Source organism: Arthrobacter sp. 8AJ, from assembly GCF_902506025.1.
In the GTDB taxonomy this organism is placed as follows: Bacteria; Actinomycetota; Actinomycetes; order Actinomycetales; family Micrococcaceae; genus Arthrobacter.
Map to the genome: position 1 here is coordinate 1,454,020 of NZ_LR733289.1, position 14,148 is coordinate 1,468,167.

The window sequence follows — 14,148 nt, forward strand, 5'->3', positions numbered from 1 at the left end:
TTTCGGCGGCCGTGTCAGGCTGCTTCCCCGTCGCCCTGCAGCTCGGGTGCCACGAGCGCCCGCGGTTGCACCTCCACCAAGGGGGGTGCAACCAAGCCTGTTTCCTCCAGGCTGTTGAGTTTCCGCGCGGTGGGCAGGACCCTGGCTTCCAGCGTTCCCACCATGGCGTTGTACCGGTCCACGGACGTCTTCAGCGAGGATCCGAGCTTGGTGACGTTCTCGCCCAGCGTGCCCATCCGGTCGTACAGCTGCCGCGCAAGTTCGAAGAGCTCGCGTGCGCTGTCTGTCAGGACGTCCTGGCGCCACGTGAATGCCACGGACTTCAGCACCGCCAGCAGGGTGCTCGGCGAGGCGAGGACGACATTGCGGGACAACGCGTGGTCCAGGAGCCCGGCGTCAGCTGTCAGCGCCGCCGCCAGGATGGACTCGGCCGGGATGAAACAGACCACCAGTTCCGGGGAGTTCCCGGGGATATCCCAGTACTTTTTGGTACCGAGCGCATCCACGTGCGCCCTAAGGGCCTTGGCGTGTGCCGCCAGGAGGGCCTGCCTGTTGCGGCCATCGTTCGCCGACTGCGGTCCAGCCGGGGCCAGGCGCGGGTCCACCGAGCCCAGTTCCTGTGCCTCAAGGTAGGACGACAACGGCACCTTGGCGTCCACCACCAGCTGCTTTTCACCCGGCAGCTGCACCACCAGGTCCGGCCGCACCGTTGAGTCGTGGCCCGCGCTGTGGACCTGCTCCACGAAGTCGACGTGGCGGAGCATCCCTGCAGCCTCCACCACGCGCCGAAGCTGCACCTCGCCCCACTGGCCCCTGGCGCTGTTGGAACGCAGCGCCGATTCCAGGGCGTGCGTGGAACGGATGAGCTGTTCATCGGACAGCCTGGCCTCCTGCAGCTGCTGGGCTAGTTGGCCATACTGCTCAACCCGGTCCCGCTCCAGCAACGCCACCTGCTGCTGCACCGCGGACAGCTTTTCGGCCACGGGCGCCAGGGCACGCAGCACGGTGCCGTCCTGTGTCCGGGCCTCACCCAGCTCACGGTTCTGTGCGGCCAAAAGCCGCCGCTCGGCGTCGGCCGCTGCCAGCTGCGCAGTGACCTCGGAAAGGCGTGACGACACCTGGTCGAAGTCCGACTCCAGGGCGTGCGAGTTCCGGCGCAATGAGAAGTAGGTGGCTGCAGCGCCGGCAAGCGCACCCAGCAGCAGCATGAAGAGGGCCAGAATCAAGGCAAAAGCATCCATGGCTTCACTGTTGCACGGGGCTCTGACAATCATGGGCAGTGACATTCCCGGGTACTGGGCCGCGGGGTCCGGCGGGTAGAATCAATGCTCGTGGCTCTAACTATTGGCATCGTCGGACTGCCCAACGTCGGCAAATCAACCCTCTTCAACGCGCTCACCCGCAACCAGGTCCTGGCCGCGAACTATCCGTTCGCCACCATCGAACCCAATGTCGGCGTCGTGAACCTCCCGGACCCCAGGCTGCAGAAGCTCGCCGGGATCTTCGGCTCCCAGCGCGTCCTGCCCGCCGCGGTATCCTTCGTCGACATCGCCGGCATCGTGAAGGGCGCGTCGGAGGGGGAGGGGCTCGGCAACCAGTTCCTGGCCAACATCCGCGAAGCTGAAGCCATCGCCGAAGTTGTCCGGGTCTTCGATGACCCCGACGTGATCCACGTCGACGGCAAGGTGGATCCCCGCTCGGACATGGAGACCATCAACACCGAGCTGATCCTCGCGGACCTGCAGACCATCGAAAAAGCCATCCCGCGGATAGAAAAAGAAGTCAAAATCAAGAAGCGGGAAGCCGCCGAGCTCGCCGCCATCAAGGCCGCGCAGGCGGTGCTGGAGCGGGGAGACACCATCTACTCCTCCATCAAGAGCGACAAGCTGGAGATGGAGCACCTCAAGGAGCTGGGCCTGCTGACGGCCAAGCCCTTCATCTACGTGTTCAATGCCGACGAAGGCATCCTGGGCAGCCCGGAAAAGCAGGAAGAGCTGCGCGCCATGGTGGCCCCGGCCGACTGCATCTTCCTGGACGCCAAGCTCGAAGCCGACCTCGTGGAGCTGGACGAGGAAGAGGCGCGCGAGATGCTCGAGATGAACGGCCAGGACGAGTCCGGCCTGGACCAGCTGGCACGCGTGGGCTTCCACACCCTGGGGCTGCAGACCTACCTCACGGCGGGCCCCAAGGAAGCGCGCGCCTGGACCATCCGGCAGGGTGACACGGCACCGCAGGCAGCCGGCGTCATCCACTCCGACTTCCAGCGCGGCTTCATCAAGGCCGAAGTCGTCTCCTTCGACGACCTGGTGGACGCCGGATCCATGGCCGAGGCGAAATCCCGCGGCAAGGTCCGGATCGAAGGCAAGGAATACGTCATGGCCGACGGCGACGTGGTGGAGTTCCGCTTCAACGTCTGATTTCCGCAGGAACAGGCGCACTGCCTGTCCCGGAACGACGCTGGGCTACTGTCCGGGCGGAAAAATTGCCGGAGGTCTGCCCTGGCCTACGGCCCGGTCGGACCAGCGGGACCGGGCGGGTAGGGAGGCTGCTGCTGAGGCCAGGACGGGGGAGCGGATGACGCCTGCCCACGCTCCCGTGCCGGGTACTTGTCGAAACGCTGGCCAGACGAGTTCTCCCGCTGCGCGAGCAGCACGATGAGCGCAATCCATCCAAGCACGGGGATGAGGGCGAGCAGCAGCATCCAGGTGCTGAGGTTCACGTCGTGGAGGCGTCGGGACGCCACCGCGAGTGACGGGACAACGGTGGCGAGAAACCACAAGCCACCCAGGGCGCTGGACCCCGTCACCTGGCCGTTGACCACAGTGGGACTGATGGAATTCAGCACCGCTGAGGCCAGCCCGGAAGCGAGGAACCACCACCAATATTCGCTTCGGCTGGCGCGCCCCGAGAAGACCGCGTACGTCTGGAAGACGCGTTTGACCGCGTCCACCGGCGGAGCACCGTAGTACGGCAGTTCGAGGGGCGGGACTGCACTTCCGGGCACATTGGACGGTTGGGGGATGCTCATCGAGCTTTTCCTTCCTGAGGTTCCGTTGCCAGCATGCTACGGAACCGGCCGGGCCCGGGCTTGGGCCGTAGGTCCCGTCCGGCGGCCCGGACTACGTACCCCATTGCCAGGAGGTTCGGATTGGGTTGGCGGGCAGCAGCACCAAGTATCCTGAGTTTGTAGGGCGTGATCGAAGCGGCCCCAGTCCCCTCCGGAGAGGGAAAACCACAAGGAGGCGGCATGCCGGTCCGGCGTCTGATGCAGTTGCTCATCGCCGCGTTGGCGGCTGCCCTGGTTCTTTCCGGCTGTTCGGGCGGCAGCGCCCCGTCCGTGGTGGTGGGGGAGGCGAAGCGCGGCGGCAGCGTCACTGTGGCTGAGGTCAACGCATTCTCCTCGTTCAACCCCTACAGCGCCAACGGCAACACCGACATCAACTCGAAGATCGGCGCCATCACGCACTCGGGCTTCTTCTACCTGGACGACAGCTCCAAGGTGGTCCGCAACGACAAGTTCGGCCACTTCGAGAAGGTCTCCGACCAGCCGCTCAAAGTAAAGTACACGGTCAACGAGGGCGTGAAGTGGTCGGACGGGGCGCCCATCGGAGCTGCAGACCTCCTGCTGAGCTGGGCCGCAGGGTCGGGTTACTTCGACGACGTCGACCCCGCAGCGGGGAAGGGCACCAAGTACTTCTCGGTCGCCTCCGACACCACAGGCCTGGCGGGTACCCTGTTTCCCGAAATCGGGTCGGACGGCCGTTCCATCACCATTGAGTACGCCGCACCGTACGCTGACTGGGAAGTGGCGTTCGACGTCGGACTCCCGGCCCATGTCGTTGCTGCCAAGAGCGGACTCAACGACGAGGAGGACCTGGTCAAGCTCCTCAAGGACACGCCCCGGGGAAACCCGGACAAGCCGGTGTCGCACCCGGCCCTCAAAAAGGTCAGCGACTTCTGGAACACCGGGTTCGATACGAAGTCCGTTCCGGATGATCCTGCGCTCTACCTGTCCAGCGGCCCCTACATCGTCCGCGACATCGTGCCTGAAGTTTCCATGAAGCTGGTCCGGAACCGGGACTACGTGTGGGGCGCGGAACCGTGGCTGGACGAGATCAATGTCCGGTTCACGGGGGCTGTGCCGGCCGCGGTTGATGCGCTGCGCAACGGGCAGGCGGACATCATTTCGCCCCAGCCCTCGGCTGCCACGGACAGTCTCCTCACCGGCCTGTCAGGCCAGGGCATCACCGTTGAACGGTACAAACAGTCCGGCTACGACCACCTTGACCTCAACTTCTCCGGGACGTTTGCCGACAAGGATGTCCGGGAAGCCTTCCTCAAGACGGTGCCGCGGCAGGCGATTGTGGACGCCGTGGTGGGCGCCCAGGTGGCGGACAACAAGCCGCTGGACTCCCAGGTGTTCCTGCCCGGACAGCCAAAGTACGACGAGACCGTGAAGAACAACGGGTCGTCCGATTACGGCAAGGTGGACATCGATGGCGCAAAGAGGCTCCTCAAGGACGCCACCCCCAGCATCCGCATTCTCTATAACCGGGACAACCCGAACCGGGCCAAAGCCTTCGCCCTGATCCGCGACTCGGCCGCACTGGCGGGATTCCGGGTTGTCGACGGCGGCCAGGGGAGTGCAGACTGGGCGGCCGCGTTGAGCAGGGGAGGCTACGACGCCGCCCTGTCAGGCTGGATCGGGACTGAGGCAGGTGTCAGCAGGGTGCCGCAGATCTTCCGCACCGGCGCCGGCAGCAACTTCACGGGATATTCCGACGGCGACGCGGACAAGATCATGGAACAACTGGCCGTGACCACGGACCTGGGCAAACAGGACGAGCTCCTGGCCGAGATCGACAAGCACATCTGGGAGGACGCGTACGGCCTCCCCCTTTACCAAACACCCGGAACGACTGCGTTCAATTCGCGGGTGGCCGGCGTGAAGACCAGCCCCGGTCCCCTCGGCGTGTGGTGGAACGTTGCGGAGTGGCGGCTGTCCTAGCCTCGGCCACGTCCTTTTTTGGGTCCTTTGGCTCTTGCGGCACCGATTCGCCGTTCGGCCTACCGGCGAGTAGCATGTGACGTGCCTAACTATCACCGCCGCCCGGGGCATTGAAAAGCCGCCGGTCACGGTTTGGCAACGGAGTACCAATATCTGGACTTCGTGCGGTTAGGCTAACTCGTATTGTGTAGGTTTCGTCACAGCGGTGAGCTGCGTCCGACCTGCGGGGAAGCACAAGATTCCCCTATACATCTCTCCCACAACTCATAGGAGGCGGAATGCGTTTTACGCGCACTTCCAAAGCACTGGGCATCGTGGCAATCGCCGCGCTTGCCCTGACCGGGTGCGGCGCCGGCGGCGGCGGCAGCACTGACGGGGCCAGCAAAGCTGCCGGCGATCCGAACAAGGTCATCACCGCCTACAGCAACGAGCCACAAAACCCGTTGCTGCCGGCAAACACCAATGAGGTTTACGGCGGCCGCGTGGTCGAGCTTCTCTTCGAAGGCCTGCGCACGTACGACGCCAGCGGCAAGCCGGTCAACGCCCTCGCTGACTCCATCGAGTCTTCCGACGCCCAGAACTGGACCATCAAGGTCAAGCAGGGCCAGAAGTTCACCAACGGTGAAGCCATCACGGCAAAGACCTTCGTCGACTCCTGGAACTTCGCCGCAAACTCCAAGAACCTGCAGAACAACGGATTCTTCTTCGAGTCCATCGCCGGTTACGAAGACGTTTCGGCTGTGAACTCGGAAAAGGGTGCTGACGGCAAGACCACCACCACTCCCGCTCCCAAGGCCGACACCATGTCCGGCCTGGCAGCAACCGATGATTCCACCATCACGGTCAAGCTCGCCCAGCCCGAAGCGGACTGGTCCCTGCGCCTTGGCTACTCCGCCTTCTTCCCGCTTCCGTCCGCCGCGCTGACCGACCCCAAGACCTTCGGTGAAAACCCCGTTGGCAACGGTCCGTACAAGTTCGAAAAGCAGGGTTCCTGGGTCCACGACCAGTCGATCTCCCTGGTCAAGAACGCTGACTACAAGGGCCCGCGCGAGGCAAAGAACGGCGGCGTGACCTTCAAGTTCTACACCGATCCGGGCCCCGCATACACGGACCTGCAGTCGGACAACCTCGACATCACGGATGTTCTCCCGTCGAACGCCCTGAAGACCTACGTCTCCGACTTCCCGGACCGCAACTCCACCAAGCCGGTTGCGACCAACTCCACGCTGAACATCCCGCCGTACAACCCCAACTTCCAGGGTGAAGCCGGCAAGCTGCGCCGCCAGGCACTGTCCTACGCCATCAACCGCGAGGAAATCGCCAAGGTTGTCTTCAACGGCACCCGCACCCCGGCCAAGGCATTCGTTCCGCCGGTCATCGACGGATTCAAGGAAGGCCTCAAGGGCAGCGAAGTCCTGAAGTTCGACGCCGCCAAGGCCAAGGACCTCTGGGCACAGGCAGAGAAGATCAAGCCGTACGACGGCTCCAAGCCGCTCCAGATCGCCTCCAACACCGACGGCGGCAACAAGGAATGGATCGATGCGGTAGCCAACGGCTTCAAGAACAACCTCGGCATCCAGGCTGAAATCCAGCCGTTCGCCAAGTTCGCTGAAGTCCTGAACCTCCGCAAGTCCCAGCAGCTGCCCGGCCTGACCCGCGCGGGCTGGCAGGGCGACTACCCGTCGCTGTACAACTTCCTGGGACCGGTCTGGGCCACCAACGCTTCCTCCAACTACGAGAAGTACTCGAACCCTGAGTTCGACAAGCTCCTCAAGGAGGGCCTGGCTGCCAAGAGCACGGACGAGGCAAACACCAAGTTCAACCAGGCACAGGAAGTCCTGTTCCAGGACCTGCCCGGCCTGCCGCTCTGGGATCAGGCACGCCCGATCGTCTGGAGCAACAACATCGTGAAGGCCGAGACCGGCTGGAACGGCGGCATCCTGTACTACGGCATCACCGCCAAGTAGTCACCAGATCTAACTTGCCGTCAGGCTGATGGGGGTTCCGGTTGCGTCCGGGCCCCCATTGGCTTGCAAGCGGCAGGAAGGCATTCATGAACGCGTTTTCCCCTTTACCGGAAGGCAGGTGATCCTGTGATCCGGTTCATCCTGCGCCGACTCCTTCAGGTGATCCCTGTTTTCCTCGGCACTACCCTTTTGGTGTACTACATGGTGTTCGCCCTGCCGGGCGATCCCATCGCCGCGCTGTTCGGCGACCGCCAGCCCCCGCAGGCTGTCATCGACACCCTGCGCAGCCAGTACAACCTGGACCAGCCCTTCTGGGTCCAGTACGGCCTGTTCCTCAAGAACCTTTTCACCTTCAACCTGGGCAATGACTTCACGGGCCAGCCCATCGCGGCCAGCCTTGCCCGTGTCTTCCCGGTGACGGCGATGCTCGCCATCGAGGCGCTGGCCATCCAGGCTGTCTTCGGTGTTGCGTTCGGCGTTTTCGCCGGGCTGCGGCGCGGCGGCTGGTTCGACTCCACCGTCCTGGTGGCCTCGCTGGTTGTCATCGCAGTCCCCACCTTCGTCCTCGGCTTCGTTTTCCAGCTCGTCTTCGGCGTGCAGCTTGGCTGGGCCAAACCCACAGTGGGCGCGAACGCCAACTGGGGGACCCTGCTGCTCCCGGCCGTGGTCCTGGGACTTGTCTCCTTCGCCTACGTCCTGCGCCTGACTCGCGCATCAGTCAGCGAAAACATGAATGCCGACTACGTGCGGACCGCCACGGCCAAGGGCCTCTCCCGGCCGCGGGTGGTCATGGCGCACATCCTGCGCAACTCCCTGATCCCTGTGGTGACCTACCTGGGCGCCAACCTTGGCGGCCTGATGGGCGGTGCCATTGTTACTGAGGGCATCTTCAACGTTCCCGGCGTAGGCAACAAGCTCTACCAGGCTGTCCTCCGCAGTGAAGGCCCCACCATCGTCTCCATCGTCAGCGTGCTCGTGCTGGTGTTCGTCGTGGCGAACCTTCTTGTCGATCTCCTGTACGCCTGGCTTGACCCGAGGATCCGCTATGACCAGTAATAACAGCCACTTCGTGGCCCCCATCGACGAGACACCGCTGCAGGCAACGGACGCCGTCAAGACGGACCAGGCCCCGCTCAGCCTGTGGGCAGACGCGTGGCGCAAGCTCAGCCGTCGTCCGCTGTTCATCATCTCGGCACTGCTGATCCTTGCCCTGATCGTGATTGCCTTGTTCCCGGGCCTCTTCACGTCCACGCCCCCCAACGAGGGCTGCGAGCTTGCCAACTCCGAAGGCGCCCCCACGGCCGGACACCCGTTTGGCTTCACCTTCCAGGGCTGCGACGTTTACTCCAGGGTCATCCACGGCACGCAGGCTTCCCTCTCCGTGGGCCTGCTTTCCGTGCTCTGCGTGCTGGTTATCGGCGTGACGCTCGGCGCCCTCGCGGGGTACTACGGTGGCTGGATCGATGCCGTCCTCGCCCGCCTGGGCGATATCTTCTTCGCCCTGCCGCTTGTCCTGGGCGCGCTGGTGATCACTCAGCTGCCGCTGTTCCGGGAGAACAAGAGCGTATGGACCGTGGTGTTCGTCATCTCGCTCCTGGCCTGGCCGCAGATGGCGCGCATCACCCGTGGTGCAGTCATCGAGGTACGCAACGCTGACTTCGTCACAGCCGCGCGCGCGCTGGGCGTCTCCAAATTCGGCGCCCTGATCCGCCACGTCCTGCCGAACGCCCTGGCACCCATCATCGTCCTGGCGACGCTGGAGCTTGGCGTGTTCATCGTGGCCGAAGCCACCCTGTCCTTCCTGGGCATCGGTTTGCCCCAGAGCATCATGTCGTGGGGCAACGACATTGCAGGCGCCCAGGCATCGATCAGGACCCGGCCGGAAATCATGCTCTACCCGGCCGCGGCGCTGTCCATCACGGTGCTGAGCTTCATCATGCTGGGTGACGCCGTGCGTGACGCCCTCGACCCGAAGAGCCGTCAGCGATGAGAGATAAAGAGATGACAAGTCCAGACGTCCGCATTGATGAGGCCGGTGCCACCGGCGTCAGGCCGCTGCTCGAAATCCGCGACCTCGCCATCACCTTCAAGACCGGCGGCGGCGACGTCCAGGCGGTGCGGAATGCACACCTGACCATCATGCCCGGTGAAACGGTGGCCATCGTGGGCGAGTCCGGTTCCGGCAAGTCCACCACAGCCCTGGCCGCCATCGGTCTCCTGCCCAACAACGGCAAAGTGTCCGGCGGCCAGATCCTGCTCGACGGCGAGGACATCGCCCACGCCTCCGAGCAGCGCATGATCGAGCTGCGCGGCAACACCATCGGCATGGTGCCGCAGGACCCAATGTCCAACCTGAACCCGGTATGGAAGATCGGCTACCAGGTCCGGGAGACACTGCGTGCAAACGGCCGGCCCAGCGGGCCGGACGATATCGCCAAGGTGTTGTCCCAGGCCGGACTGCCGGACGCCAAGCGCCGGGCCAACCAGTACCCGCACGAGTTCTCGGGCGGCATGCGCCAGCGTGCGCTGATCGCCATCGGCCTCTCCTGCCAGCCGCGCCTGCTGATCGCGGACGAGCCGACGTCGGCCCTTGACGTCACCGTCCAGCGGCAGATCCTGGACCACCTGGAAACCATGACCAACGAGCTGGGCACCTCGGTGCTGCTGATCACCCACGACCTTGGCCTCGCAGCCGAGCGTGCCGACAAAGTCGTGGTCATGTACCAGGGCCGCGTCGTTGAGGCGGGGCCGTCGCTGGAACTGCTGCGCAACCCGCAGCACCCCTACACCAAGCGGCTCGTGGAGTCCGCGCCATCCCTTGCCAGCCGCCGCATCCAGGTGGCCAAGGAACAGGGCGTGGAGACGTCGGACCTGCTGGCACCTGCCGCCGAAACGGTGAAGCCGGACACTTTCCTGCAGATCCAGGACCTGCGGAAGGTCTACAAGCTCCGCTCGGGGCTGGGCAAGACGACGGACTTCGCGGCCGTTGACGGCGTAAGCTTCGACGTCCGGCGGGGAACCACGACGGCGATCGTGGGGGAGTCGGGTTCCGGCAAGTCCACAGTGGCCAAGATGGTGCTCCAACTGGAGAAGCCGACCGAGGGCAGGATCCTGTTCGACGGCGTCGACACCTCGGCCCTGAAGCCTGCCGAGCTGTTCAAGTTCCGCAGGCGGGTCCAGCCGATCTTCCAGGACCCGTACGGCTCCCTCGATCCGATGTACAACATCTACCGCACGATCGAAGAACCATTGCGGGTCCACAAGATCGGGGACCAGGCCAGCCGGGAGAAGAAAGTCCGGACATTGCTGGACCAGGTGGCTCTGCCCCAGTCCGCCATGCAGCGGTATCCCAATGAGCTGTCCGGCGGCCAGCGGCAGCGCGTGGCCATCGCACGGGCACTGGCGCTGGACCCCGAGGTCATCATCTGTGATGAGGCAGTCTCCGCGCTGGACGTGCTGGTGCAGGCGCAGGTGCTGAACCTGCTCGCCGACCTGCAGGCCAACCTTGGGCTGACGTACCTGTTCATCACGCACGACCTTGCCGTGGTGCGCCAGATCGCGGACCACGTCTGTGTGATGGAGAAGGGCCGCCTGGTGGAGACCGGGTCCACGGACGACGTCTTCGAATCGCCCAAGCAGGAGTACACCAAGGCCCTGCTCAACGCCATCCCCGGCGCGAAGCTGATGCTTCCGCCTGAGGTGGCATAGCGGGACGTTTTCCCTGACGGGTGGAGCCGGGACCTTTGGGTCCCGGCTCCAGCCGTTTAAGTGACCGGTTAATTGACCGGTCTGATTGGCCGGCGAGACTGTCTGGGTGGCCGGCGGAACCAGCCCGGTTCGGCTGTCAGTCCTGGAAGGTGCTCCCGGCTGCAGGCACGGCGGCGAGGGCGCCCTGCTCCGCTGCGGCTTTCCGGTCCAGTCCGAGTTCCCTTAGCCTGCGCTCAAGAATCCCGCCCAGTGCCGTGCGGCCTTCGGTGTTCATGTGCACCGCATCGGCGAGGTCCTTCGCCAGCCCGTACCTGGTGAGCCAGTCTCCGGTGGAGATAAAGGGCAGTCCATTTGCTGCCGCCACGGCACCGAGCAAAGCATCAACCTCACTCCGCCGACCGCCGCCGTCGTTCGATCCCCGGGCCAGGGTGCCGATCATTGCCAGCCGTGTGCCGGGATAGCGGCTCCGCAGCTCAGCGATCAGCCGCTCGGCGTTCCGTGCGATCTGCGCGTTGCTTGCGCCTCCGGCGGCGTCGTTGCCACCGCCCTCGACCACAATGAGGGCGGGGGTGCCGGAGGGGAGCTGCCAGTCCCCGCGCTGCAGGGCGTCCACGTAGTTACCGGTGGCGCCGTTCGCCGCGACGTAGCCGGTGCCCCCGCGGCCGCAAAAGTACACGTTGTACCCGGCAGCGGCCAGGCCCAGGCGGGGCCAGCCGTCAACGGGTTCCGACTGGGAATCCCCAATCAGCAGAACAGTCTTGCCCACATCGGGCACAACTGCTTCCAGTCTGCCGTTGCCTGTATTCAGGACGTGGGCAGTGGCTGCCACCGCGACCTTCGCGGTGCCCGGCTTCACGGCTGACGCCTGGTTGTTGGCCGCCTGGCCTGGGGCTGCTCTCGACAGGCTGCTGCCGCCCGGACCAGCGGAAAGTCCGTCTCCACCGGATCCCGCGACCACGAGCCCGGCGACCACTGCGGCCACAGCCCACGCGGCACCGCGCATGGTGCTGGCCTTGGCAGGGGGCATCGTTGTCTCCGGCGTGCTCAAAGGATGGGCTCTTTGTCACAGACATCATGCCATGCACACGCAGGCGGCAGTGAACTTGGTCACACCAAGTGCGGGACGGTGGCTGATCTTGGCTCAAGCGGCGGCGGTCAGTCCCGCTGGAATTTAGGCCAACAAATGGCTCAGCGGCTAGAATAGAGGAAGGCGCCCTGTGCCAAGGGCCTTGTCCGTCGTGCGTTCCGGTTGGAAATGTCGCGATACCTCAGCTGACTTCACCACTGAATCGAGCAATAACGCATGTCTGAAACCTCCACCAACACTGCGGTAGCCACTGCATCGCGCAGTGACCTGCGCAACGTAGCGATCGTGGCCCACGTTGACCACGGCAAGACCACCCTGGTCGACGCCATGCTCAAGCAGACCCATTCCTTTGCCGAGCACAACCACGTAGAAGACCGCGTCATGGACTCCGGTGACCTGGAGCGCGAAAAGGGCATCACCATCCTGGCGAAGAACACCACTGTCGCCTACAACGGTCCGTCCTCGAACGGCGAGACCATCACCATCAACGTGATCGACACCCCCGGCCACGCCGACTTCGGCGGCGAGGTCGAGCGCGGCCTGTCCATGGTCGACGGCGTCGTCCTGCTCGTAGATGCCTCTGAGGGCCCGCTGCCCCAGACCCGCTTCGTGCTGCGCAAGGCCCTCGCCGCGCACCTGCCCGTGATCCTGCTGGTCAACAAGACCGACCGCCCCGACGCGCGGATCGAAGAGGTCGTGCACGAGTCCATGGACCTGCTCCTCGGCCTCGCCTCCGACCTGGCCGACGAGGTCCCCGACCTCGACCTGGACAAGATCCTCGAGGTCCCCGTGGTTTACGCCGCCGCGAAGGTCGGCCGCGCCTCCCTTGAGCAGCCCGCTGACGGCACCGCTCCGGAGAACGAGGATCTTGAGCCGCTGTTCAAGACCATCATCGAGCACATCCCGGCTCCGACGTACAACCCGGAGGGTGTGCTCCAGGCGCACGTCACCAACCTCGACGCCTCCCCGTTCCTTGGCCGCCTGGCCCTGCTGCGTATTTACAACGGCACCCTGCGCAAGGGCCAGACCGTGGCCTGGGCCCGCGCCAACGGCGAGCTGAAGAACGTCAAGATCACCGAGCTGCTTGCCACCAAGGCGCTGGAGCGTGTGCCGGCCGAGTCCGCCGGCCCCGGCGAGATTGTCGCCGTCGCCGGCATCGAGGAGATCACCATCGGTGAAACCCTGACCGACGCCGAGAACCCCCAGCCGCTGCCGCTGATCACCGTGGACGATCCTGCGATCTCCATGACCATCGGTATCAACACCTCGCCGCTGGCCGGCAAGGTCAAGGGCGCCAAGGTTACTGCCCGTCAGGTCAAGGACCGTCTTGACAAGGAACTGATCGGTAACGTCTCCATCAAGGTCCTGCCCACCGAGCGTCCCGACGCCTGGGAAGTCCAGGGCCGTGGCGAGCTCGCCCTCGCCATCCTGGTGGAGCAGATGCGCCGTGAAGGCTTCGAGCTGACCGTCGGCAAGCCGCAGGTTGTCACCAAGACCGTTGATGGCAAGATCCACGAGCCGATGGAACACATGACCATCGACGTGCCCGAGGAATACCTGGGCGCCGTCACCCAGCTCATGGCAGCCCGCAAGGGCCGCATGACCAACATGGCCAACCACGGCACCGGCTGGTGCCGCATGGAGTTCATCGTTCCGGCCCGTGGCCTGATCGGTTTCCGCACCCGGTTCCTGACCGACACCCGCGGTGCAGGCATCGCAGCTTCCATCTCGGAAGGCTACGAGCCGTGGGCCGGCCCCATCGAGTACCGCACCAACGGTTCCATGATTGCCGACCGCGCCGGTGTTGTGACCCCGTTCGCCATGATCAACCTGCAGGAACGTGGCTCCTTCTTCGTGAAGCCCACCTCCGAGGTCTACGAAGGCATGATCGTGGGCGAGAACTCCCGCGCCGACGACATGGACGTCAACATCACGAAGGAAAAGAAGCTCACCAACATGCGTGCCGCTTCCTCGGACACCTTCGAGAACCTGACCCCGCCGCGCGACCTGACCCTCGAAGAGTCGCTCGAATTCGCCCGCGAGGACGAGTGCGTCGAGGTGACCCCGGAAGCCATCCGCATCCGCAAGGTCATCCTGGACACCAACGAGCGCGCCAAGGCCAACCGCGCCCGCGCCAAGGCCTAGTAACTCCGCAGGTCCGCAGAACGCCACCGGTATTTGCCGGTGGCGTTCTGCGTTTAAGCCCGCGATTGCGCAGCGAACCGGACGCTCGTTGCGCAGGGACAGTCCGTGCGCAACGAGCGGCGCTGTCACCGCGCACGGACGGTTTTCCACAAGGCGGTTTCCGGGTCCTGCGTCCGGCTCCGTAAGCGGCAAGCATGCAGTTATGCCAACTCTTTCAGAAGCCCTAACTGCCC

At 64.8% G+C, this 14,148-nt stretch carries 10 protein-coding genes; 7 read left to right on the forward strand and 3 right to left on the reverse strand.

The features are described from left to right. Positions 1 to 14 precede the first annotated feature (14 nt). A complete protein-coding gene (locus BACI349Y_RS06800) occupies positions 15 to 1,241 on the reverse strand; it encodes a DNA recombination protein RmuC (RefSeq protein WP_159631465.1) in 1,227 nt (408 codons plus the stop codon). A gap of 90 nt (positions 1,242 to 1,331) precedes the next feature. Here BACI349Y_RS06800 and ychF point away from each other — a divergent pair, with 90 nt between their 5' ends. Beyond that, positions 1,332 to 2,417: a redox-regulated ATPase YchF gene (ychF, locus tag BACI349Y_RS06805; protein ID WP_159631466.1), complete on the forward strand. Its 1,086-nt coding sequence runs from the start codon at positions 1,332 to 1,334 to the stop codon at positions 2,415 to 2,417. An 86-nt stretch (positions 2,418 to 2,503) separates the two neighbouring features. On the opposite strand, the gene BACI349Y_RS06810 is transcribed toward ychF, so the two are convergent. Beyond that, positions 2,504 to 3,028, reverse strand: a complete 525-nt coding sequence (locus tag BACI349Y_RS06810; RefSeq protein ID WP_159631467.1) for a DUF805 domain-containing protein — start codon at positions 3,026 to 3,028, stop codon at positions 2,504 to 2,506. Between the two features lie 219 nt (positions 3,029 to 3,247). Between BACI349Y_RS06810 and BACI349Y_RS06815 the strand changes: the two genes are divergently transcribed. The 5 genes from BACI349Y_RS06815 (at position 3,248) to BACI349Y_RS06835 (ending at position 10,683) form a co-directional block, all read left to right on the forward strand. Beyond that, on the forward strand, positions 3,248 to 5,008 hold the full coding sequence (locus BACI349Y_RS06815) for an ABC transporter family substrate-binding protein (protein ID WP_159631468.1): 1,761 nt from the start codon (positions 3,248 to 3,250) through the stop codon (positions 5,006 to 5,008). Between the two features lie 278 nt (positions 5,009 to 5,286). After that, positions 5,287 to 6,975: a peptide ABC transporter substrate-binding protein gene (locus BACI349Y_RS06820; RefSeq protein WP_159631469.1), complete on the forward strand. Its 1,689-nt coding sequence runs from the start codon at positions 5,287 to 5,289 to the stop codon at positions 6,973 to 6,975. A 126-nt stretch (positions 6,976 to 7,101) separates the two neighbouring features. After that, complete coding sequence (locus tag BACI349Y_RS06825) at positions 7,102 to 8,031, forward strand: ABC transporter permease (protein ID WP_159631470.1); 930 nt, start codon at positions 7,102 to 7,104, stop codon at positions 8,029 to 8,031. Then, positions 8,021 to 8,965 carry an ABC transporter permease gene (locus tag BACI349Y_RS06830; protein WP_159631471.1) on the forward strand — a complete coding sequence of 315 codons (945 nt, stop codon included), beginning with the start codon at positions 8,021 to 8,023 and terminating at the stop codon, positions 8,963 to 8,965. Before BACI349Y_RS06825 ends, BACI349Y_RS06830 begins: the two co-directional genes overlap by 11 nt. An 11-nt stretch (positions 8,966 to 8,976) precedes the next feature. Continuing rightward, complete coding sequence (locus BACI349Y_RS06835; protein WP_159631472.1) at positions 8,977 to 10,683, forward strand: dipeptide ABC transporter ATP-binding protein; 1,707 nt, start codon at positions 8,977 to 8,979, stop codon at positions 10,681 to 10,683. A gap of 136 nt (positions 10,684 to 10,819) precedes the next feature. Here BACI349Y_RS06835 and BACI349Y_RS06840 read toward each other — a convergent pair whose 3' ends face one another. Further along, positions 10,820 to 11,710 carry an SGNH/GDSL hydrolase family protein gene (locus tag BACI349Y_RS06840; RefSeq protein WP_159631473.1) on the reverse strand — a complete coding sequence of 297 codons (891 nt, stop codon included), beginning with the start codon at positions 11,708 to 11,710 and terminating at the stop codon, positions 10,820 to 10,822. 276 nt (positions 11,711 to 11,986) lie between these two features. Between BACI349Y_RS06840 and typA the strand changes: the two genes are divergently transcribed. Continuing rightward, complete coding sequence (gene typA, locus BACI349Y_RS06845; RefSeq protein WP_159631474.1) at positions 11,987 to 13,915, forward strand: translational GTPase TypA; 1,929 nt, start codon at positions 11,987 to 11,989, stop codon at positions 13,913 to 13,915. Positions 13,916 to 14,148: the final 233 nt, after the last annotated feature.

What these genes read in the sequence shown, in the direction of transcription:
- BACI349Y_RS06800 (WP_159631465.1), bottom strand. Translation starts at nt 1,241, where the DNA reads ATGGATGCTTTTGCCTTGATTCTGGCCCTCTTCATGCTGCTGCTGGGT.
- BACI349Y_RS06810 (WP_159631467.1), bottom strand. Translation starts at nt 3,028, where the DNA reads ATGAGCATCCCCCAACCGTCCAATGTGCCCGGAAGTGCAGTCCCGCCC.
- BACI349Y_RS06815 (WP_159631468.1), top strand. Translation starts at nt 3,248, where the DNA reads ATGCCGGTCCGGCGTCTGATGCAGTTGCTCATCGCCGCGTTGGCGGCT.
- BACI349Y_RS06820 (WP_159631469.1), top strand. Translation starts at nt 5,287, where the DNA reads ATGCGTTTTACGCGCACTTCCAAAGCACTGGGCATCGTGGCAATCGCC.
- BACI349Y_RS06830 (WP_159631471.1), top strand. Translation starts at nt 8,021, where the DNA reads ATGACCAGTAATAACAGCCACTTCGTGGCCCCCATCGACGAGACACCG.
- BACI349Y_RS06835 (WP_159631472.1), top strand. Translation starts at nt 8,977, where the DNA reads ATGACAAGTCCAGACGTCCGCATTGATGAGGCCGGTGCCACCGGCGTC.
- BACI349Y_RS06840 (WP_159631473.1), bottom strand. Translation starts at nt 11,710, where the DNA reads ATGCCCCCTGCCAAGGCCAGCACCATGCGCGGTGCCGCGTGGGCTGTG.
- typA (WP_159631474.1), top strand. Translation starts at nt 11,987, where the DNA reads ATGTCTGAAACCTCCACCAACACTGCGGTAGCCACTGCATCGCGCAGT.